The sequence below is a fragment of the Acidobacteriota bacterium genome, from assembly GCA_033549365.1.
GTDB lineage: Bacteria > Acidobacteriota > Aminicenantia > Aminicenantales > Saccharicenantaceae > JAWSUF01.
This window is the reverse complement of the sequence record JAWSUF010000013.1, coordinates 32,771-53,870: the sequence shown is the minus strand read 5'-3', so window position 1 is coordinate 53,870 and position 21,100 is coordinate 32,771. Positions and strand designations below refer to the sequence as shown.

The window sequence follows — 21,100 nt, the reverse complement described above, 5'->3', positions numbered from 1 at the left end:
TCGATGCGTCAAACCGCTGTGCTTGACAGAAACGGCGATATCTCCGAGGATGTCGGTATGAAGGGAAGGGCGTGAAAATTTCCGATCTCGGCGAGTTCGGTCTGATCCGGCGCATCGCTCCGTTGTTCAACCGCGATTTGCCCGAAGGCCTGACCGGCATCGGAGACGACTGCGCCGTCATCCCCTGGACAAAGAGCGACTGCCTCCTTGTCACGACCGACCTTCTCATCGAAGACACGCATTTCATCTCCTCCCGGATTCGTCCGAAGGATCTCGGGGCCAAGGCGCTGGCCGCAAACCTCAGCGATATCGCCGCCATGGGCGGGCGGCCGCTTTGGGCTTTTCTGTCTCTGGGGCTTCCTGAGGACACGGATGTCCGATGGCTGGACGCTTTTTTCAAGGGATTGCAGGCCTGCGCCTCGGAACATGAGACCCGGCTTCTCGGCGGAGACACGACTCGATCGAGCAAGGGCCTGGTGATCGATATTGCGGTCATCGGCCGTGTTGCACGGCGGCATGTGAAATTCAGATCGACGGCGAAGGCTAGCGACGTTATCGCCGTCACAGGCTGTCTCGGCGATTCTCTGGGCGGCCTCCGACTTCTTCAGGAGAATTCCTCCGCCGGACGCGACACCCGGTTTCTCATCCGGCACCATGTCCGGCCCCGGCCTCACATCGAGGAAGGCCGATGGCTGTCGCGGCGGCCGGGCGTCCGGGCCATGATGGACGTTTCCGACGGGCTCGATTCGGATATCCGGCGCATCATGGACGCCTCCCTCTGCGGGGCCGATATCGATCTCGAGCGTCTTCCGGTATCGCCGGCTCTCAAACGGACGGCAGCCGCCCGAGGTTGGGACCTTTTCTCGACTGCGGCCTGCGGAGGCGAAGACTATTGCCTTCTCTTCACGGCCGATGCCGCATCCTGGCCCTCCCTTGCCGCCGCGTTCAAAAAGCATTTCGGCCGCGATGTTTCGCCCATCGGAAAGATCACCCCCGCCTCATCCGGCCTTCGTTATTTCCTGAACGGCAAGCCGGCGCGCCTTTCTGAAGTGGGCTTCGAACACTTCCCTGCCCCTCGCGGCTGACCAACGCTTTTCAAATGCCTCCATGGCATCAATTCACGATCCTATTCGGGTACGATTAACTGGCAAAGGGTCGTATAGAGGTCTGTTCGCTGCAACCGGATGTTAAGCTGGGCGAATCCACACGAATGATCTCTGCCATCGCGCCAAATAATGACCTTATTCAAAAAGCAGAATCTGTTGACCCTGAGCAATATCGACTTCTTCTTGCGTTCCCTCAAAGCGCAATCGACTCTCCTGTGCATAATCGTTTCGAATTTCCACAGAAACCCATTTGCGCTTTAGACCCTCAGCTACATACCCTGTGGTATTGCTACCCGCAAATGGATCAAGCACAATATCCCCTGGATTCGTGAGAAATTCAATAAAGAATCTTGGTAGCTCTGTAGGAAAACGAGCTGGATGTATTTTAGTGCCAGCAGATTTGCATTTTTTTATATAAGCGCTATTCGATTCATTGTTACCACACTGGATAAGATTTGATGGAATTGAACCGCCATGATCGCTTGCAAATGTACTATTAATAACATGGCCGCTTGGCCGAATGGTTTGCTTCACTCCTCGTTTGATTAGGCGTTTCATATCCTTGCTGTACGGTTGCAGAACCTTTCGATTATCAGCTTTAGCCATCGAATCTTTTATAAGCCAAAAAATATATTCCACACTATCTTTTACCCGAATTCGCCGAACATTTACCCACTCAGCTGGTGCCGGCATTTTTGCCGGATTGAACCAAAAATATTCTTGCGCCAAATCAAATCCGACATCGTCTGCAAGAGCAAGAATTACTCGATAATGGTATAGACTGCGAATCGGTAACCCGGGTTTCCATGCACCTCCAAGATTTAGGACAAAGGAGCCTGATGGCTTTATAATTCGTTTGATTTCCCGGGTAAAAGGAAGAAACCAAGTAATGTAATCCTCCTGGTTGGCATTTCCATATTCTTTCTTGAAATGGAGAGCGTACGGCGGACTTGTAATAACTAGATCAATCGAATCATCAGGCATCTGTTGCATGAATCCTAGGCTATTAGTGCAATACATCGCCCCAAACTTAGTTTTGTAGATCGGTTCAGATTGAATATGCATCAATGACATCCTGAAAGCGTGAAAACCATCGTGGGATTATCTCTTCCTCATCTGGAATGGAATGCATGACTTGAATTTTATTCGGATGATTTCGGTGGCGCGGAAGCTCTCTTACCAATGCGTATCGGAATTGACTCCAATCACCGGTGTAGCGGCCGACACAGACGGCGACAACATCGAAATGATTATGGTCGTAATAGCGACTGCTAGGGTCGCCTTTGGCAGCACGCGTCTTTTGTAGTTCGACCTGAGGTTTCGGGCCGTTACGAATAGTCTTTACTTCAACTCTTATGGACCTTCCAGATATCGCTACTACGGTAAAATCATGCAAGCCATCCGCATCGTGGTCTTCGTAGCTAGTCAACCAGCCTTCTCTACTTGCGATACGTAGTTTCCTCTCGAAATGTACTTCTGCGACAGCACCTTCCAAAGCCACCTTTAGGCGAAATCGCCTGTCTATTGCATCGAGCAGTTCCTGGGCCGTTAGACCGTATTTTAATTCGAGTGCATGCGGCATAGTATCATCCTTGTTAAACAGAATTTCTCTGTGATGTCGTCTGTTTTAGCTCGTTTCCACATGGTTGTTTGTCAGCCTAACATCCTGGCGTTCAGCGGAGGCGCGCAGCGCCGCCCGCTGCAACGGCTTGTTGGGCAGCACTCATGTCGCCCCCTTCAATGAGAGAAGCTCCTTGCTCAAGGTCTTCGTGATCTCCCAGAGCATCGCAGCATCATCGACGGAGAGGTTAATTCCATAGGCACGTTCCTTCTCTGGATGAACATAGTTCCGGTAATCACGAAGGATCGCCGCTACGTCTTTGGCAGAACGCGAGATCCAACCAAGATCGTGGCCAACATCGATGTATGGCGCTAGAGTCCATTGGCGGAGATTAAGAGCTTTCTGCGTCCTGCCGTCGATTGGAGCAGCTGGCGAGCGAAACAGGGCGCTCTTGTCGGCCAACTTGTTCGCTCGAGACACAAAGAGCGCCTCGAGCAGACCGCCTGCCATCCCTAGCATTGTGCTGCCCAACAATGCATATATAGTTTCTTCTTAACACCTTTAGAGCGCAAAATCACAATAAAAAACCCAAACTCGTTAACCCGCATAAGTCCTTTTACTGCAGTCTTTTAGTTCATGTTTTCCGCTCGGAGCGGGGTGAGAAATGGATTCTATGTAATACGCCGACAAATTTATATTTACCCCACTTTTCACAAATTTATGTTATTACAAAACACCGCGATTTGTCAAGAAGACTTTCTATAATAATACATCCACCCAGAAATCCCCATAGCTACACATTCAATTAGTTATGCCTTCCACCGACGGGTGTCAAGTAAACTTAAAAGCGGGCTGTCTTAAATTTTAAAGGTGGACTAAGTTTAGACTGTTAGACTTGATCTTTCCCCTCCCCCCGCCGCTAATCAGCTCTTTTTGCGCGCAACCACAGCACGGTGGTTGTGCGCATATCGAGGTTGTCAGGTTGACAAATCCCGCGCCTTTGGGATACTTTGCATTCGATTCCGGCCGCCTCCCCGCGAGCCGAACTCGCCTGAAAGGAGCCATCCATGAGCGTCAAGTTTCGTCTCGGCCTGATGATGTTTCTCCAGTACGCGATCTGGGGAGCCTGGGCCCCGGTTTTATCCGAATACCTCATCAACACCCTCGGATACACCGGAACCCAGGTCGGGCTGATCTACAGCCTGCTGCCTCTGGCCACGATCATCGCGCCGTTCATCGGCGGCCAGATCGCCGACCGCTATTTCCCGACCCAGAAGGTGATCGCCGGCATGCAGCTTGCCGGGGGGTTTTTCCTCATCATCATCTCCACCGTGACGGCCTTCGCGCCGATGATGTGGCTGATGTTCTTTTACTGCGTCGTCTACGCCCCCACCCTGGCCCTGACCAACTCCATCGCCTTCATCAATCTCGAAAACTCCGAGAAGGACTTCGGCCGCATCCGGGTCTGGGGGACGATCGGCTGGATCGCCGCCGGCTGGATCCTGACGGGATGGCGCACCATCTCCGCGGGAATCGAAATCCCCCTGCTCAAGGGCGACACGCTCTTTCTGGCCGGGATCTTTTCGCTCGTCATGGGCTTCATGTCCTTCGGGCTTCCGCATACACCGCCCCGCAAGGAGGGCGCTAAGCCCTGGGCCTTCCTCGAAGCCTTGAAAATGCTGCGGGATAAAAACTTCCTGATCTTCGTCATCATCTCCTTCGTCGTGGCCACGGAGCTTCAGTTCTATTACATCCTGACGGCGCCCTTCTTGACGGACAGCATCGGTGTAACCGGTTCGGCCGTGCCTGCGGTCATGACCATCGCCCAGATCGCCGAGATCTTCGTCATGGCCCTGCTCCTCCCCTACTTCCTGCCCCGCTTCGGCATGCGGACCACTTTGGCCATCGGGATCCTGGCCTGGCCCATCCGGTATATCATCTTCGTCATCGGCGCCCCGTCCTGGCTCGTCATTTCCTCGCTGTCTCTCCACGGCTTCTGCTACGTTTTCTTCTTCACCACGGCCTTCATCTATGTCGACCGGATCGCGCCCAAAGACATCCGGGCCTCGGCCCAAAGCCTGATCGCCATCGCTCTGCTCGGGTTCGGGAATTTTGTCGGCAGCCTGTTCGCCGGCTGGATCCAGACGATCTTCACGATTGAGGCGGTGACCAACTGGCGATCGGTCTTCATCGTTCCGACGGTCCTGACGATCCTCTGCCTCATTGCGTTCGTCGCCTTTTTCCGGGAAAAGAAATCCGCCTCGGCATGAGTTCTATATCAGGAGAATGAAAATGAAAAAGAAAACACTGGGCATCGGTTTTGTCGGAGGCGGCTTCATCACCCGCTTCCATATCCGGTCCTGGGTCGGCGTCCGCGACGCCGACGTCCTCGGCATCGTCGATCCGGACATGAAGCGGGCCGAAGAAGCGGCCGCGCTGGCCAAAAGCCTGAGGGTCGGCGAGCCCCGCGTCCACCGCAGCCTGACCGACATGGTGGCCGACCCGGCCATCGACGCCATCTGGATCGGCTCTCCCAACTTCACCCGGCTCGAAGTCATGGAGGAGATCGTCCATGCCCTGGAAAAAGGCAAGGGCGAGCTTGTCGGCATCTGTTGCGAAAAGCCCCTGGGCCGCAATGTCGCGGAAGCCCGGAAAATGCTCGAACTCGTCCAAAAAGCCGGGCTTCTCGACGGCTATCTCGAAAACCAGGTCTTCGCGCCGGCCGTCGTCCGGGGCAAGGAGATTGTCTGGGCGCGGGGGGCCAATTTCTGCGGCCGGCCTTATCTCGCCCGGGCCGCCGAGGAGCACAGCGGTCCCCACATGCCCTGGTTCTGGGAAGGCGAACTCCAGGGCGGCGGCGTTCTCAACGACATGATGTGCCACTCCGTCGAGGAAGCCCGGTTCATGCTCACGGCGCCGGGCGCACCCCGCGAGTCCCTGACGCCGGTTAAAATCACCGCCTACGCCACCTGTCTGAAATGGCAGGACCCGAAATACGCCAAGATCCTGTTCGACAATTCCGGCGGAAAAACGGATTACCTGACGCGGCCCTCAGAGGATTTCGCCCGGGCCCTCGTCGAGTACAAGGACGCGGACGGCCGGATCCTGGTCGTCGAGACCACGACATCCTGGTGTTATGTCGGGGCCGGGCTGAGGCTGTCCATGGAGCTTTTGGGGCCCGAATACTCGCTGTCCATCAACACCCTCGACTCCGGGCTCAAGGTGTTCTTCAGCCGGGGCGTCCAGGGCGATAGCGGCGAGGACCTCGTCGAAAAACAGAACGCCGAGATGGGCCTCATGCCCGTCGTCGGTTCCGAGGAGACCGAGTACGGCTATATCGCCGAGAACCGCCACATGGTTCAGAGCTTCCTCGACGGGAAGCGGCCCGAGGAGAATTTCAGCGACGGCCTGAACGTGGCCGAGCTTCTGATGGCCGCCTACATGAGCGCCGAGCAGGAAAAAACCCTGGTCTATCCGCCGCCGGGACTGGACACCTTCATCCCGGCCGTGGCTCGCGGGGCCTGGAATCCCCGGAAGCGCTGAGGGAGGGTCGTCATGCGTATTTGTCTGATGATTTTTGCCTGCGCCGCAATCTGCCTGGCCGTCATGCAGGCCCCTCCGGCCGGTGCGAAACCCCAGACGGCGGCCGGAATCCCCCAGGATGTTTCCGATGCCGTCCGGGAGACGGATTACGATTCCGTGCGCATCAAGTCCTTCCCCATCGCCATGCAGGCCTGGACGTTTCGAAAGTTCACGTTTTTTGAAACGCTGGACAGGACGAAAGCCCTCGGCATCACCCGGATTCAGGCCTATCCGGGGCAAAAGCTGGAGGCCGGGGATTCCAAAACCGTGTTCAGCCATGACATGGACGAAGCGACGCGGAAGCGCGTCAAGGACGCTCTCGCCGAACGCGGCATGACGCTCGTCGCCTACGGCGTCGTGGACATCGGGACGACCGAAGACAACATGCGGAAAGTCTTCGATTTTGCCCGGGACATGGGCATCGGGATTGTCGTCTGCGAGCCGCGGGAGGCCGACTTTGCGCTCATCGAAAAGATGGTCAAGGCCACCGGCGTCCGGATTGCGATCCACAACCATCCTCCGCCAACGCCCTATGCGCAACCCGGGACCGTGCTGGAGCGGGTCGCGGAACGGGACGCCCGGATCGGCGCTTCGGCCGACACCGGCCACTGGATGCGCACGGGACTCGATCCCGTCGCCTGCCTCCGGCTTCTCGAAGGACGGATCATCGACGTCCATCTCAAGGACCGGAGCGATTTCGGAATCCAGGGAGCGGTCGACGTGCCGTTCGGCGACGGCCGCGCCGATATCAGGAGAATTCTGGCCGAACTGACGCTTCAGGATTATGCGGGCCACCTGACCATCGAATACGAAAACGAGGCCGAAGTCGAAAATCCCGAACCCGCGATCCGCAAGGGCCTGGAATTCCTCCGCGGCGTTACGTATTACCACGGCTACGAACAGATTCTCGGACGAAGCGGAGGCCGCTATAACAAGCACGGCTGGAATCATTACGGACCGGGATATTTCACGCTCGACCCAAAGACCGGCGTCCTCGAATCCGTCGACGGCATGGGGCTCTTCTGGTACAGCCGGCGCATGTTCCGGGATTTCGTTCTGGATTTCGAATACAAGTGCGCCCGTAAGGATACAAATTCCGGGGTTTTTGTGCGGGTGCCGGAAGTCCCAACAAGCGACGACTACATCTACCACTCCTTCGAAATCCAGATAAACGACGCCGGGAAGGGCATCCACCGCACGGGGGCGGTCTATGACGCCGAGGCCCCGACGGCGGATGCGGAAAAACCGACCGGCGAATGGAACCACATGAGGATTATGCTTGTCGGAAACCGGATCCAGGTCGAGCTCAACGGAGTCGCCGTCCTGGACTGGGAGGCCGAACCCCGGGGCAAGGTCCGCGATTTCGCCGATGAAGGCTATATCGGGCTTCAGAATCATGACAGCATCTCTCCCGTCTTTTTCCGGAATATCTTCATCAAGGAGTTGCGGCCGGATTGATAACGATATGGTATGATGGAGGGCGAGTGAGGGACCCATGAAAATCCGTTATATCAACGGCAATCGGCTGTTTCATGCCGTTCTGGCAGGGGGAAACGCCGTTATCGAGGACCGGGACTATCTGAACAAAATCAACGTCTTTCCCGTTCCGGATGCGGATACGGGAACTAATCTGGCCTCGACCATGCGGGCCATCGCCGAAAAAGCCAAAGCCTTCCCTTCCGTTCAGCCGACCATGGAATCCATCGCCGACGCCGCGATCGCCGGCGCCCGGGGAAACTCCGGCCTGATTTTCGCCCAGTTCCTCTACGGCCTCAGCCGGGAGATGCGTGACGATATCCAGCTGACCACCCGGGCCTTCGGTGAATCCGTCAGGAAGGCGGCACGGCACGCCTACAAAGCGATGCTGAAACCCGTCGAAGGCACCATGCTGACCGTCATCAAGGAATGGGCCGATGACGTTTACGATCACTGCATGCACATTTCCGACTTCTCCGAATTGCTGCCCCGCTCCCTGAAAGCTGCCGAGGAATCGTTGAGGCGGACGCCTGAAAAGCTGGCCGTTCTGGCCCGGGCCGGTGTCGTCGATGCCGGAGCCCGGGGGTTCTTCGATTTTATCCAGGGAGTCGCGGATTTCATCGGCCGCGGCAACCTGCGGGCCCTGGCGCGCTTTCGGAAAGCGATTCCTGATGTCGATGCAGCGGTGCCGGCTCACACCTCAGCCGAGGGGCTGGAGCAGCGCTGGTGCGCCGAAGCCCTGATCGCCGGGGAAAACCTCGACCCCGACGTCATCCGGAATGTAGCGGCGTCTTTCGGAGAATCGGTCATCGTCGCCGGTTCCGGAACGCGCGTCCGGATTCACTGCCACACCGACCGTCCGGCCGAGATGTTCTACAAAATCAAGGATTTCGGATCCGTGATCGACATCAAGGCCGACGACATGCTTCGCCAGTACGAGGCCGCCCACCAGAGGCTCGGCGACATCGCCCTGGTGACGGATTCTTCGTGTGATCTTCCCCAGGACGTTCTGGACGCCCATCAGGTTCACGTCATCCCCTATCACGTCGTCTTCGGCGAGAGCCTGTTTCTGGATAAGGTCACCCTGACGCCGGAAAAGTTCTACGAGATGCTGGAGACCTCGCCGGTCATGCCGAAAAGCTCACAGCCGACGCCCAAGGCGGTCCAGGATATGCTCTCCTTCCTGACGACGCACTACGCCTCCGTCGTCGTCTGGACTATCTCCGAAAAACTGTCCGGACTGAACGCGATGTTTCAGACGGCGGCCGGGGAATATCCCCCCGGAAAGGTTTCCGTTTTCAATTCACGGCAGCTTTCGGCCTCCCTGGGTCTCATTGTCCTCAGGACCGCCGAAGCCCTGCGCGGAGGGGCAAGCACCGCTGAGATTGAAGCCGCAGCCCCGGACTGGGTCAAAAAGACGCGCATCTGGGTCGATGTCCGGACCCTGGAATACATGGTTCGCGGAGGGCGCGTCAGCCCGCTCAAGGGGCTTTTGGCCAAGGTTCTCAACATCAAGCCCATCGTCACCCTGGACGCCGAGGGGAAAGCCGCGGCCGCCGGCAAATCCTTCAGCCGAAGCGGCAACATGAAAAAGATCGTCTCGCTCATCGGTCGCGAAGCCGATCGCGGCAAAGTCTGGAAATACGGCCTGGTTCATGCCCGCAGCCGGGATCGAGCGGAGGAATATGCTTCGCGACTGAGAGGGCGTCTCGGTCGCGAACCGGCTTACATCGTCGACATCTCCCCCGTCATCGGCGTCCATAACGGCATCGGCGCCGTGGGCATCGCCATGATGATGAAATAGTTCGGAGGCCCAACATGACGTCACTTCTCGGGCTCGCGGCCGCAGGCGTTTTTCTGTATATGACCGCGGCCTTTGCGATTGCGCTTCTCCGCAAGGACAATTCCATCGCCGACATCTTCTGGGGTCCGGGATTCGGGCTTGTCGCCGTCTTGACGGCGGTCGCCGCCGAGGCCGGATCGCCCCGCCAAATCCTGGTCAACCTGCTCGTTCTCGTCTGGGGAATGCGCCTGGCCCTGCATATCGCCGTCCGGAACCGAAAGCGGGGCGAGGATTTCCGCTATGCGAAATGGCGTCGCGACTGGGGACGGCTGTTCATCCCGCGCACCTATCTTCAGGTTTTTCTTCTTCAGGGCGTCTTTCTGCTGATCATCAGTTTTCCGGTTCTCGTCGTCAACCATCGGGGCGCCGGGCCTCTGACGGGGCTTGACATTTTCGCGGCGGCGCTCTGGCTGATCGGTTTCTTTTTTGAGGCCGTTGGGGATTTTCAGCTTCTGCGCTTCAAGAGGAATCCGGAAAACAAGGGCCGGATCATGACTCAGGGATTATGGAGCATCACGCGTCATCCGAACTACTTCGGCGAGGCCGTCATGTGGTGGGCGATCTTTCTCTTCGCCGTTCAGGCGCCCAACGGCTGGATCTCCGTCATCGGCCCGGCGCTCATCACTTTTCTTCTTATGCGCGTCTCCGGCGTCGTCATGCTTGAAAAGAAATACACCGGCAATCCCGAATACGAAGTTTACGTCAAATCCGTCAACGCCTTCTTCCCCGGCTTCCGCCGGAAACCATAAAGGCCATCCCGTAGGATTCCGCCTTGTGGGCCTGATCGATTCACGAGTCGAGGCGGCTGCAGATGCAAGGCGCGGAGGGTGAAGCTGTACTCTTCAGCATTTTTGTGAGTCGATCAGGCTAAAAGCGGATTTGGGCGCCGACGGTGAGAAAATGAATCCAGGCGAAGTTGTAGACTTCCTCGACGTCCGCGCCGCCCTCGACGAACCGGTATCCGGCCTTGAGACGGATCTCCGGGGCGATCTGAGCGGTTATCCCGAGAAATACGTCCTCCGCCCGTCCCTGCGGTGCGGCCAGGGCGTCGCCTTCGATCAACACGGAGTACTTGTCACCGAAACGGCGCTCGGCCCAGAAGCGGATCAGGGGAACGAAGCCGACATTCGTTTTTTCCGAAAACTGTCCGCCGCCGAGAAGACTGATGGAGGCGTCCCGGATTTTGGCCGTCAATCCCGCGCCCAGACGCCAGGTATCGGAATCCGCAAAGATATACATCCAGGACAGCCGGTAGGAGTTGAAGCGGTATTTTCCCCGAAGCGATGTGCCGGCCGGAAATAGAACGCCGTTAAATAAGATCGGGAGCGGGGCATCGCCCACGGCAAAAAGACTGAGCGGCGCGTAGAGGGCGGAGATGTGATGCCGGGGATGAATTTGAACTCCGATCCGGAGTCTCTGGAACCATTTGGATTCCGGATCGAGATCCCGCGACAAGGAGAACCGGGTTCCGGTGCTGCGCGGGATCTGGATGTCGTTATAGCCGCTGAAGGCCAGCCCCGTCTCCGCTTCGATCGTCCAGGGAGACGGCTTGTCGGCCGCAGCCGGGGTCAGGGCCGTCAGAAGGATCAAGGTGCTGAAAAGAACGGTCCGCCGCATGGTTCGCAATCCTCTCGTCCGTTAAAATCCGGGTGAAATCGTGAACTGGAAATACCAGCCCCTCTCCGGCCTGTCCAGGGGTTTGACATAGTTGAGCCCGAGAACCAGATAGCCGAAGAGATTGGTCCGCAATCCGGTGCCCACGCTGGACACCGGAACCTGCTTGCCTCCCAAAAACGAGGGGCTTGTGCCCTCGCGCCAGGCCACGCCGATATCGTAAAACGCGAAGGCTTCGAGCGGCCAGACGCCGTAGAAACCCTTCCCCAGCCCGAGAAGCCCAAAGAGAGGAAAGCGGACTTCGAAATTGGCGAGGGCCATTTTGCTGCCGATCAGCCTGTCGAAAGTGAACCCTCCCGCGTCGGAAAATTCGAAATAGGAAAACGACGAATCGTTGTAGCCTCGGACGAGGTTTTCATAGCCGATGAAGAGAGGCCACAACCGGCCGTCTTCGGCATCTTTTCCGTAACGGCCGTAATGGATTGCCCGGAAGGCCAGCGTAATCGGGCGGACAGGCATGATGTACCGTCGATAATCGGCCAGAACCGTCGTGAAAGCCAGCGACCCCAGCGTCGGTGTGACCTGGAGGAGATAGCTCTGCCCCAGGATGGGGCTCGTGGCGCCGAAAATCCCCGTGTCATAGACCATGGAGGCCGAGACGGTTCCGAAATACAGGCTCGGGCTCGACGGCAGCCTTTCCTTTTCATTGAGGATCATGAAGTCGTCGAAAAGCGAATAGGCGCGGGTATAGAGCATCGTGTTGAAATCGAGAAGGCGCACTCCGGCGTTCAATTCAAGCCGTCGGGCGGTGTTGAAGGGATAAAAGGCGAAGCCCGAAATTTCGTAGTTGATCTGCCGGAACAGGATTTCCTGCTCGATATAGGCCGGCTCTCCGAAGACCTGGCCGATGGACACGCCGTAGCTCCCGTAGACATAAGGCATGCGCTGGCCGACGACGCCCCAGTTCCACCTCTTTCGGTTGTTGAGATAGGCGGCCTGGAAGGCGCTGTCGATCAGCCGGTTGTTGACCTGGGCGACGGTGACGACGGTGTGATATCCCAGCATGTCGCTCCAGAATGCGGCGATGCCTCCGGCTCCAAAGCTCCCATAGCGGTCGACGCCGACGGCGACCTGGGGTTGGCTCAGGTAATCGAGAGTGAGGCGGGGTTTGTAGTCCGATACGGGAAAATCGGTCTCCTTGGGAAGGCCGAAGAGCGGGTTCTTCAGAAGGCCGAGAAGAGTTCCCTCAGGTTGGGTCCGGGGAGGCAGAACGGCCAGACGCATCCCCTCGAACTGAGCAATGAAAGGGGTTCCGGCCAGGGCTTCGTCCGTATCCACGGCAAAGATCGAGTATTTCCCGTCTTCGTAGGCGCTGTAGGCCAGGGCCTGTCCCCGGATCGCCGTCGAGATGGCCGGGCTCAGTTCCGTGATTCCGGCAACTCCGGTATAGAGGTTCGTCACCTGGTGAATCCGGCGGTCGGCAAGGTCCAAACGATAGACATCGGATTTGCCGCCCTGGTCGGAAATGAAATACAGCGATCCGCTGTCGGACGACCATTGGGGATTGATGTTTTTTCCGTCCGGAAAAGCGAGAAGCCGTTCGATGGCCCCAGTCGACGGATCGAGCAGGGCGATTTCGTAGTGGCCGATATCCATCCATTCGAGATTCGTCGTGAAACGGTCGGTGACAAAGGCGATGGTTTTTCCATCGGGCGACCAGGCCGGCTGCAGATCGGCGAAAGAATCCCGGGTCATCTGCTTGAGGATATTCGTTTCGAGTTCGTAGATGAACAGGTCGGATGTGCCGCTCGCCAGGGCCGAAAAGGCGATGAATCGGCCGTCGGGCGACCAGGTGGGATTGACGATTTCCCCCAGCTCAGTGAAGGGAATCTCCCTGTCCGTCCGGCCGCTTTGGACATCAACGATGACCAGGTGGGGCCGGCCGCGGCTCACGGCTCCGAAAACGAATTTATCGCCTTCGGCATTCCAGGACCCCGAGGATTTGATGAACTGAATGCTTTCGAAGTGGGGATCCACGGCTGTCGAGGTCAGTTTTCTTTTAATTTTGCCGGTTTGGGCGTCGGCCAGAAAGAGATCGACCGAGAAAAGATTCCGCGTGGAAAGAAAGATGATCTCGGTGCCGTCCGGGCTCAGGGACGGCGCGACATTATAGGGGTTCATCTCCGTGCCCGGGAACAGGGACCGGCCGGTTTCGGCCGGTGTTTTGGTTTTCTCCTGAACCGGGGCATAGGCTTCCTGCATGGCGGTATGCCAGTCGGTCGAAAGCTGTTTAAGATCGACTCTCAGCAGGGCTTCGAGAGCGGGCTCGTAGTTGCCCGCCCGCCCGACCGCCTTCATGATCTTTCCCACGACGTCGTCGCCCCAACGCCCCGTCACGTAAGCCCAGAAAGCATGGCCGTAGCGGTAGGGAAAGTACTTGAAGGAGTCCATCTTGTTGATCAGCGGAAGATCCTTGCTGCGGACGGCATCGCGCATCCACATGGCCGTCAGGGGATCTTCGGGCCCGATGGAAAGGTACTCGGCCATTCCCTCGACGAACCACAGGGGAATACGCATCAGACCCTGCGGGCTCTGCCGGGCGTCGTCGGAATGGCCCTGGGCCATGATGTCGAACTGGAAGGCGTGAATCAGCTCGTGACCGATGACATGGTCCGTTTCGGCCAGGGACGCGCCATAGGGAAGTACGATCCGCCTTTTGAAGGATTCGGTGACGCCGCCTGTTCCCTCGCCGAGTGAGCCGGAAATCACGGTTGTCTGCTGGAACTCGGGTCCGCTTCCGTAGAGAATCAGAGCCTGGCGGCCTTTGAGCTCATGATTGAAAAGGCGGGACAGCCGAGCGTACCATCTTTCAGCCATCAAACCGGCTTCCTTGACGACATCTTCCTGTTCCAGGTAGAAGTAGATGTCGAAATGAAGGGTCTTCATCACGCGGAAATCGAAGTCCTGGTACTGGACCTTGTTGCGGCCGAAATACTGGGCCTCCAGGGATGAGACCGTAAAAATCACGACGATTATCCCGACCAAAATCAAATGGGCTGTTATTTTATTGGGATGGAAGAATTTAGACATGATGTTCCTCCTTGCGCTTCCGACTCCATCATAGCCGAATTCAAGGCTTTCGCCAAATGCCGGAGGCAACCCGGATCCGGGCCGGGAAATCCCACGATTCAGCGTGCGGCGTCGAGCAGGACGAGCCGTTCGAGTGTTTTATTGACAATCGCCGAACCGGAATCCGAATCGGCGGTTTCCGCCAAAATCATCTTGTCATGCTTGACGGCCGATGCAATTTCACGACCCCTGTCTGTGGACATTTGGATAAAAGAATCACCCTTGTTGCGAAAATTGTGAAGCCGGCCCCCCGGAACGACGGCCGACGCCAGCGCTTCGAAAGCCGAAGCCGCATCTTCGTGAGAGGCAAACCTGAGAACGGCCAACATTGAGCCGTCCTCATAATGAGCTCCGACGCCTTCCCGGGGGTGGTGAGGCGATAGATGCTGCGAAATTAAGGGAAGCAGATTGGCAAAGCCCAAAGGACCTCTGACATAGCTCCGATTTCGGATGGGCTCCTCATCCCCGGGCAGAACCTGGAGCAGACCGGGCCTGACGCCGCCCGCAGGAAGATCGCCGTCCAGCACTTCGGCCAGAATCCGGATTCCCTCCACGGTTTCCGGATCCTCGTCGAAACCGGTCAACGTGGCGACGATCGGGCCTTTCCAAAAATTCAAGTAGTATGAGGAAAGTTCGCCGCCCTCGCCGAAGCCGACGGGGTCTCCCTTTCCCGAGATCTTGAAGGAATACATTCCGAACGCCGCTTCGGGCGAGTCCATGGCGAACAACTCCAGGGAGATATCGCGTCCGCCGGGAGATCGGAAATCCTGGACGACGGCCGCCCGAAATCCGTACTCCATGTAGATCTCGGCGCCCCCGTTGATGTAGATGAAGAGATCCTCGCCATCATAGAACTGGGGTTCGCCGTGTCTCCGCCACTCCCCTGCTTCTCCATCCTTGGGAAGCACGGACAGCAGCCTGGCTTTTTCGGATACAGGCGGGTCATCGATTGCGGGAACTGCCGTGTTCTGCGCAGCAATGAGAATGACTGCGGCAGCGAGCATTTTCAACATCATGGCGAAACAGCTCAGACTTTAACCTCCCGAAGACGAATCCGGGAGGGGTCCATGACGCCTAAACCCTGCTCCGCCCCCCGCCGGATCATGATGATATCGGCGGGATCGAGATCCCAGAGTCCACAGCAGACCGCGTCCACGGCCACCCGGTCCACACCCGCCAGAACTTTCCGGGGCCGGATGAGTTCCCCCGGTCCGAAGGGACCGTTGGTGATGACGAATTCAACGGCATCCACAACGTTCAGGGCCGGTTTGAGAATCCTGTTCAGGTCGACGATGCATTGGTCGAGGTGGGCCAGATCTTCCGGATCGGTCTTCCAGTTTGGACGGTGAAACGTCCGGTTGTTGACGGGCGAATTCAGCCCCATGAGATTCTTCAGCGTTCCGGTGAACTTGTTTCCGGCGTGATCCTTGGTGATCGGCATATTGATCCACAGATCATATTCGTAAAACGCCTCCAGAATCCGGGCTTCAGGAAGCGATTTCGCGCCGGGAACGGCAACGGCCCGGAACAGCGATTCGTCGCGTTCGAAGGTCCGGATTCCGACGTTTTCCTCGGCGGCCACGGTGGCCAGTCCCGTGTCCTCCCATTGTTTCATGGTCTGCCAGGACAGGCAGTCGACGGCGGCGGCTTCCGCCTCCCGGCAAAGCTCGGCGACCCCTCTGAGGATTTCCGGTTTGGTGTACGTTCCGGGATGGCGGCTCTGGACATTCGGCAAAAGCGCGACCTTGGCTCCCTTCGGGATAAAAGAACGAATTCCGCCAAGAGCTTCGACGGCCGCATGCACGGTCTTGCAGATGTCGTCTCCCTCGGCGACCGCAACCTCGACCGTTTCGCCGGGATGCGATAACATTGTGCCGCCGCGGCCGAATAGCAGCCGACCGCCGGCCGCAAAACCCAGCCCCATCCCGGCCGTTTTCTTGACAAAGTCCCTTCGACCGATCTTATTCGCCATGTCCGTCCTCCTTGCCGTGGTTTTCATGATTGTCCCACAGCAGGCTGTCGGGATCAAGCATGAGCTTGACTTGGCTTCCCCCGGGCATTGTGATACAAAAACATCCGATCCCAAACGCAAGGAGGGTTTCCCGATGTTCCATCTCACAACAGCCCGGGCTTTTTCGATCCTCATCTTCGGGGCCGTTTTTCTCTTTTGTGCCGGCCCGTCCTCAGCCGATGACGCCGTTCCCATGGAAAAATATCTGGAATACGCCCGCGCGACGGCCGACGGCGTCCATAACAATTTCTCCTCGGTGATCACCGCCTGGAAAAAGAGCTTCGATCCCCTCAACGTCTTCGGCTACCGGCCGCCGGGCGGTCTGCTGGAGACGGCCGTCATTTACGCGACTCTCTACGAGATGGAAAAACGGCCGGAGTATGCGGAGCGGGCGAAAAAAATACTTCTGACGTACGGCGATTATCGGTCCGTCTACCCGGAGTCTTCGATCCGCATGAGGTCGGATTACGAAGAGGGCGTTCCCGCCCTGCCGGATTTTTTCACCGTCATGCGCTATATCCGGGCTTACGATACGCTGCGCCGCCTGGACTATCTGAATTCTGAAGAAAACGCCCGCGCCGCGGACCTCATCGCCCACAGCATGCGCTATCTTCTCCGGACCCAGGAATGGGGACCGATGAACCGCGCCGCGCTCCGGGCCGAATCCCTGGCCTGGGCCGTCCGGGCTCTGCCGGACCACCCGGAACGCCCCGTCTGGGACATGCAGCGCCGCGCCCTGGGCGACGACAACTGGGGCAACTGGCAGATCGAGGACGCTTCGCTTTACAACGCCGTTTGGCTCTATGCCCTTCTTGGTTACGCGGACGCTCTGGGCCGGTCGGAAGAACTCCTGAAGACTCCGGAAATGGTCTATTACGCCCGGTACTTTCTGGAACTCATGTGTCCGGCCGGAATGATTCCCGATTTCGGAGATTCCCACTGGATGTCCAACTGGCCGCATTTTCTCGTCTCGTTCGAAGCCTTCGCCGCCCATCATCGCTGCCCGGAACTCAAGTGGGCCGCCTCCGTGATCGCCCGGAAGTTTATCGACTTCGACAGCCCCGGGAGCGCGGGGCTGGGCTACATGCTTCTCGACGCCTACCGGTGGGGATCGGACAAGATCACACCGGCTCCCCCGACCTCTCTATCAGGGGAAGTCCTGGAGGACATCGTGGGGAAAAAAATCGTCTTTCGCGATGGTTGGAAACCGGATTCCACCTACATGCTTCTCAATTATCGGGATGAGGGCGACGGCGGATTGAACTTCCGGGATTATCTTCGCGACAGCATCCCCGTCGAAGAGGAAAAGATGACGCACGGCCACGCCGATGAAAACAGCATCATCCTCCTGATGTCGGACGGCTCGGTCCTTCTTCGCGACGGCGGATACCGCGATTACATGCCCTCGGGCCCGCTCGGCGCCTACCGGCAGGATTATTTCCACAACCGCCTGTGCGTCCGTCCCGAAAAGATCTTCATGGGGCAGCGCGAGGGGGAATACCGCTACAGCGTTCGGGATGCCGTCCCCGGCCAGGGCATCTTGGAGTTTTTCCAAAACGCCGGTTCCTATCGAAGGGTCCGGACGCAGAAAATCGATATCCTGACCTTCGAGGACTTCGATTACAGCCGGACCCGCCTCATCGACGACGCCTGGGGTTACGAGTCCGACCGAATCGTCGTCTATGTCAAAGATCCGGAGTTTTTCGTCGTCTTCGACGTTTTCAAATCACGCCGCGAGGAATACTTCACCCTGGCCAACCTCTGGCATACCCGGCAAATTCTCTCCTCCGGACCCGGCTGGTTCGACACCGCTTATGATCGGATCGGAAAAGAGGAACTCCCGCCGAAGAAAAGCCTGCTCGTCGTTTTTCCCCGCCGCCATTTCCGCATGGAAGGCGTCGAACCCATCCGGCGGCACGGCCAGGACGAACAGGCCGTCTACCAAGCTGCGGCCCAGCATTTTGAAATGGGAGAAACCGCGGTTCTGATCACGGTGCTCTTTCCGAAAGACAGGGCCGCGGATCCCGGAAAGCTGGTGCAATCCGTATCTCTCACCGAAGCCGATCCCGAAAGACACGCAGCGGGCGTCCGTATCACCGCGGGCGGAAAGGCCTTCACCATCGGAATCAAAAACGACCTCCGCATGGATATCGCCCGCGACTGGCGGCGGCCGCGCTACACCTATGAGGCCGGAAAGATCCGGATCGGAGATGTCGAAACCAACGGCGATTTCGTTTTCGCTTCGGAATCCGGCGGCAAGTTGAGCTACACCATCGTCAATTTGACCAAGGCGTTTTATCGGGGACAAGCGCTCGTTCAGGCGGCTGAGGCCTTTTTCGGATTGGCCTTCGATGCCTCGCCCGATCAACCCGGCCGGGGCAAACTCCGGTATTGGCGGGAGACCGTCCCGATCGATTGACCTTCCGCTATTTTTCCAAAACCGCGGCGGCGACGATGTTGGCCACTTTGCTGCGAAGAGCGATGATCTCGCCCTTGTCGTCGGGATGGACGCGATTGGTCAGAAAAACGACGGCGGTTTCGGTCTCCGGATCGATCCAGAGCGACGTTCCCGTATAGCCCGAATGGCCGTAGGAGCGGGCGCCGAAAAGATCGCCTTTCACCGTGGCATAACCGGAGTCCAGATCCCAGCCGAATCCCCGGCCGAAGCCCGGAACCCGGGGATGGATCTCAGTCATGCGCTCGACCGAAAGCGGGCTGAGGATGCGGACTCCGTCGAATTCCCCGCCGTTTAACATCATTTGAGCAAATACGGCGAGGTCGTCCGCCGTTGCGAAAAGACCGGCGTTTCCCGAAACTCCTCCCTGAAGCCGGGCCAGGGGGTCATGGACGATTCCCCGGAGAGGAGCACCCGCAACAACCTGGGTCGGGACGATCCTCTTCATGAGTTCCGCCCGCGGTTTGAATCCGGCCGTTGTCATCTTGAGCGGTTTGAAAATGCGCTCCTCCGCGAAAACATCGAGGGGTTGTCCGGAAACCGACTCGACGATGTGGGCCAGAACGATATAATTCAGGCAACTATAGACGAAGGATTCTCCGATAGGAGCCTCCTTCCTCAGGCCTCCGATATGGCGGGCCAACGAGGCTGTCGGAGCCGGATCGCCGCAGGCCGCCGCCGCGTCTGCGGGATCCGTATAGGCAGGAAGCCCGGATGTGTGGGTCAGGAGGTGCCATAACCGGGCGTCCTGGCCGGGACTCCCCCCCTCTTTCATGAAAGGTTCGAATTCCGGGAGATAATCCCGGACCTTGTCCCAGAGGCGGATCCGGCCGTCTTCGACAAGCCTCATCACCGCCGTCGCCGTCACCACGGGCTTGGTGAGAGAAGCCAGGTCGAAAATCATGTCGACGGGCATCGGGGTCTTTTCGGGCGTCATCGAGCTCAACCCGTAAGACTTCCGCCAGACGACGTGGCCTTTGCGCGTAACAAGGAGGACGGCGCCTGGGAAATCGCCACGCGACAGGGCCTCGCCGATGCGGATGTCCAGAAGAGCCAGACGCTCCGCGGACATGCCGACGTTTTCGGGTTTCGTCTCGGGAAGTCTGTTCCCGTCGGAGGCGAAGAGCGCGGCCGCACTTAAAATCAGAACAACCGTCCGGACGAGGATTCGGCTCATGGCGTCTTCTCTTTCTTCGTATTCGTCTTCCAGACATATCCGTCCTGCCGGATATGCCATGTTCGAGAACCGTCGCTTTTTCGATAGACGGCCTCGAAAAGACTCTCCGTCACCTGGATGACGGGCGGATCATCCCATCCTTTGAGCGGAGGGAGATTCAGCCCGAGAACCGCAGGATCTCTGCTGAACGTCCCGGTTTGCGCATAGCGGAATCGCTGCTTGTAGTAGATCTCTCTCAGGGCCAGTTTGACATCGTCGTCAAAATCGGTCATGTCAAAGGCCGGCGCCTCCGATCCGGCCGCCGCACCCGAAAGCTCGACGAATCCCCACCGTTCCGGATAATGGATGTTGACGAGTCCGGTCGGCGACCAGACCCAATTGTCCTCGGGCGCCGGATGGCCGGTTTTCGGATCCTTCACTTTCTCGTAGCCGCCGTCGCGGATTTCGTGCCGCCACTGGACGCGGGAAAAATTGACGCGCCAGCGGTCGCCCGGCGCCGGAAGCCGCTTGTCTTTGATCGCCGCGCGAAGGACATCCATGGGGATGGCGATTTCCACGGTCCAGCCCGCGTCTTCGTCACGGGGGTTGTTAAGCGTTCCGTCCAGGGCTACGGCGGTTTTCAACCCGGCAATGTCCCAGGCATGGATGGCGGGGCCGCCGTCCCTGTAAGGCTTGACAAGAAAGAGATCCCAGACCGTGTTCAGGGCATTGATTTCCAGCTCGAAATAATTGAAGGTGTCGTCTTCGGGATCGATGAAGACCTCAAAATCGTTGTCGTGAAAAATGATGGAATCCCGTTCGGTCAACGTGGCCCAAAGATGAGGCTCCTCCAGCTCGGCCCCGACATAAAAATAGTTGTCGTCCCAAAGCATCTTGGCCCGCGTCCGAAACCGCGGCGCCGGACGGAGGGAACCCTCGATGTCGACGAATTCCTCCGTCCAGGGCGCGGAACGCCAGGCCGGATCGTCAAGGCGGCCGTCGATCTTCGGAGGGGGGTCGGCGCGGAGGCAGACATAGAATTTCCGGTCGGGCGGAATTCGGGGTTCCACCACCTCATCCAGGCTCTGCGTTCCTCTCACAGGGAATGAGGCAAAGCCGGAGATGAGACCCAGAAGCAGGACGGCCCGGAGTGCGGTTTTCACCGGA

Annotated in this window: 16 protein-coding genes; 7 read left to right on the top strand and 9 right to left on the bottom strand. The window is 58.1% G+C overall.

What is annotated here, in order from left to right:
• Positions 1–71 precede the first annotated feature (71 nt).
• The gene (gene thiL, locus SCM96_13745; GenBank protein ID MDW7761683.1) at positions 72–1,085 is read left to right on the top strand and encodes a thiamine-phosphate kinase; all 1,014 of its coding nucleotides are present in this window, start codon (positions 72–74) and stop codon (positions 1,083–1,085) included.
• A 156-nt stretch (positions 1,086–1,241) separates the two neighbouring features.
• Here thiL and SCM96_13740 read toward each other — a convergent pair whose 3' ends face one another.
• The 3 genes from SCM96_13740 to SCM96_13730 form a co-directional block, all read right to left on the bottom strand.
• Positions 1,242–2,171 carry a site-specific DNA-methyltransferase gene (locus SCM96_13740; protein MDW7761682.1) on the bottom strand — a complete coding sequence of 310 codons (930 nt, stop codon included), beginning with the start codon at positions 2,169–2,171 and terminating at the stop codon, positions 1,242–1,244.
• Positions 2,155–2,688: a hypothetical protein gene (locus tag SCM96_13735; GenBank protein ID MDW7761681.1), complete on the bottom strand. Its 534-nt coding sequence runs from the start codon at positions 2,686–2,688 to the stop codon at positions 2,155–2,157. The genes SCM96_13740 and SCM96_13735 overlap by 17 nt, the downstream gene beginning before the upstream one ends.
• Before the next feature lie 141 nt (positions 2,689–2,829).
• A complete protein-coding gene (locus SCM96_13730; protein MDW7761680.1) occupies positions 2,830–3,177 on the bottom strand; it encodes a hypothetical protein in 348 nt (115 codons plus the stop codon).
• Between the two features lie 557 nt (positions 3,178–3,734).
• Here SCM96_13730 and SCM96_13725 point away from each other — a divergent pair.
• The 5 genes from SCM96_13725 to SCM96_13705 are packed head-to-tail and all read left to right on the top strand — an operon-like array spanning position 3,735 to position 10,317.
• Positions 3,735–4,937 carry an MFS transporter gene (locus SCM96_13725; protein MDW7761679.1) on the top strand — a complete coding sequence of 401 codons (1,203 nt, stop codon included), beginning with the start codon at positions 3,735–3,737 and terminating at the stop codon, positions 4,935–4,937.
• 22 nt (positions 4,938–4,959) lie between these two features.
• Positions 4,960–6,210, top strand: a complete 1,251-nt coding sequence (locus SCM96_13720) for a Gfo/Idh/MocA family oxidoreductase (GenBank protein ID MDW7761678.1) — start codon at positions 4,960–4,962, stop codon at positions 6,208–6,210.
• Positions 6,211–6,222: 12 nt separating this feature from the next.
• Entirely contained in the window at positions 6,223–7,707 is a 1,485-nt protein-coding gene (locus tag SCM96_13715; protein ID MDW7761677.1) for a family 16 glycoside hydrolase, read from the top strand.
• A gap of 37 nt (positions 7,708–7,744) precedes the next feature.
• Positions 7,745–9,529, top strand: a complete 1,785-nt coding sequence (locus SCM96_13710; protein MDW7761676.1) for a DegV family protein — start codon at positions 7,745–7,747, stop codon at positions 9,527–9,529.
• A gap of 14 nt (positions 9,530–9,543) precedes the next feature.
• The gene (locus tag SCM96_13705) at positions 9,544–10,317 is read left to right on the top strand and encodes a DUF1295 domain-containing protein (protein ID MDW7761675.1); all 774 of its coding nucleotides are present in this window, start codon (positions 9,544–9,546) and stop codon (positions 10,315–10,317) included.
• Between the two features lie 118 nt (positions 10,318–10,435).
• Here the strand turns inward: SCM96_13705 and SCM96_13700 are convergent, their stop codons facing one another.
• The 4 genes from SCM96_13700 to SCM96_13685 form a co-directional block, all read right to left on the bottom strand.
• A complete protein-coding gene (locus SCM96_13700) occupies positions 10,436–11,185 on the bottom strand; it encodes a hypothetical protein (protein MDW7761674.1) in 750 nt (249 codons plus the stop codon).
• A gap of 21 nt (positions 11,186–11,206) precedes the next feature.
• Positions 11,207–14,272, bottom strand: a complete 3,066-nt coding sequence (locus SCM96_13695) for a peptidase S9 (GenBank protein ID MDW7761673.1) — start codon at positions 14,270–14,272, stop codon at positions 11,207–11,209.
• Between the two features lie 98 nt (positions 14,273–14,370).
• Positions 14,371–15,315, bottom strand: coding sequence for a DUF6599 family protein (locus SCM96_13690; protein ID MDW7761672.1), 945 nt, complete (start codon positions 15,313–15,315; stop codon positions 14,371–14,373).
• Between the two features lie 23 nt (positions 15,316–15,338).
• Entirely contained in the window at positions 15,339–16,283 is a 945-nt protein-coding gene (locus SCM96_13685) for a DUF362 domain-containing protein (protein ID MDW7761671.1), read from the bottom strand.
• Between the two features lie 133 nt (positions 16,284–16,416).
• Between SCM96_13685 and SCM96_13680 the strand changes: the two genes are divergently transcribed.
• A complete protein-coding gene (locus SCM96_13680; GenBank protein ID MDW7761670.1) occupies positions 16,417–18,741 on the top strand; it encodes a hypothetical protein in 2,325 nt (774 codons plus the stop codon).
• A 7-nt stretch (positions 18,742–18,748) separates the two neighbouring features.
• Here SCM96_13680 and SCM96_13675 read toward each other — a convergent pair whose 3' ends face one another.
• Positions 18,749–19,954 carry a serine hydrolase gene (locus tag SCM96_13675; protein ID MDW7761669.1) on the bottom strand — a complete coding sequence of 402 codons (1,206 nt, stop codon included), beginning with the start codon at positions 19,952–19,954 and terminating at the stop codon, positions 18,749–18,751.
• Positions 19,951–21,096 carry a carbohydrate-binding family 9-like protein gene (locus SCM96_13670; protein MDW7761668.1) on the bottom strand — a complete coding sequence of 382 codons (1,146 nt, stop codon included), beginning with the start codon at positions 21,094–21,096 and terminating at the stop codon, positions 19,951–19,953. Before SCM96_13670 ends, SCM96_13675 begins: the two co-directional genes overlap by 4 nt.
• Positions 21,097–21,100: the final 4 nt, after the last annotated feature.

What these genes read in the sequence shown, in the direction of transcription:
- SCM96_13725 (MDW7761679.1), top strand. Translation starts at nt 3,735, where the DNA reads ATGAGCGTCAAGTTTCGTCTCGGCCTGATGATGTTTCTCCAGTACGCG.
- SCM96_13685 (MDW7761671.1), bottom strand. Translation starts at nt 16,283, where the DNA reads ATGGCGAATAAGATCGGTCGAAGGGACTTTGTCAAGAAAACGGCCGGG.
- SCM96_13730 (MDW7761680.1), bottom strand. Translation starts at nt 3,177, where the DNA reads ATGGCAGGCGGTCTGCTCGAGGCGCTCTTTGTGTCTCGAGCGAACAAG.
- SCM96_13675 (MDW7761669.1), bottom strand. Translation starts at nt 19,954, where the DNA reads ATGAGCCGAATCCTCGTCCGGACGGTTGTTCTGATTTTAAGTGCGGCC.
- SCM96_13680 (MDW7761670.1), top strand. Translation starts at nt 16,417, where the DNA reads ATGTTCCATCTCACAACAGCCCGGGCTTTTTCGATCCTCATCTTCGGG.
- SCM96_13700 (MDW7761674.1), bottom strand. Translation starts at nt 11,185, where the DNA reads ATGCGGCGGACCGTTCTTTTCAGCACCTTGATCCTTCTGACGGCCCTG.
- SCM96_13695 (MDW7761673.1), bottom strand. Translation starts at nt 14,272, where the DNA reads ATGTCTAAATTCTTCCATCCCAATAAAATAACAGCCCATTTGATTTTG.
- SCM96_13720 (MDW7761678.1), top strand. Translation starts at nt 4,960, where the DNA reads ATGAAAAAGAAAACACTGGGCATCGGTTTTGTCGGAGGCGGCTTCATC.
- SCM96_13705 (MDW7761675.1), top strand. Translation starts at nt 9,544, where the DNA reads ATGACGTCACTTCTCGGGCTCGCGGCCGCAGGCGTTTTTCTGTATATG.
- SCM96_13710 (MDW7761676.1), top strand. Translation starts at nt 7,745, where the DNA reads ATGAAAATCCGTTATATCAACGGCAATCGGCTGTTTCATGCCGTTCTG.
- SCM96_13735 (MDW7761681.1), bottom strand. Translation starts at nt 2,688, where the DNA reads ATGCCGCATGCACTCGAATTAAAATACGGTCTAACGGCCCAGGAACTG.
- SCM96_13740 (MDW7761682.1), bottom strand. Translation starts at nt 2,171, where the DNA reads ATGCATATTCAATCTGAACCGATCTACAAAACTAAGTTTGGGGCGATG.
- SCM96_13715 (MDW7761677.1), top strand. Translation starts at nt 6,223, where the DNA reads ATGCGTATTTGTCTGATGATTTTTGCCTGCGCCGCAATCTGCCTGGCC.
- SCM96_13690 (MDW7761672.1), bottom strand. Translation starts at nt 15,315, where the DNA reads ATGCTCGCTGCCGCAGTCATTCTCATTGCTGCGCAGAACACGGCAGTT.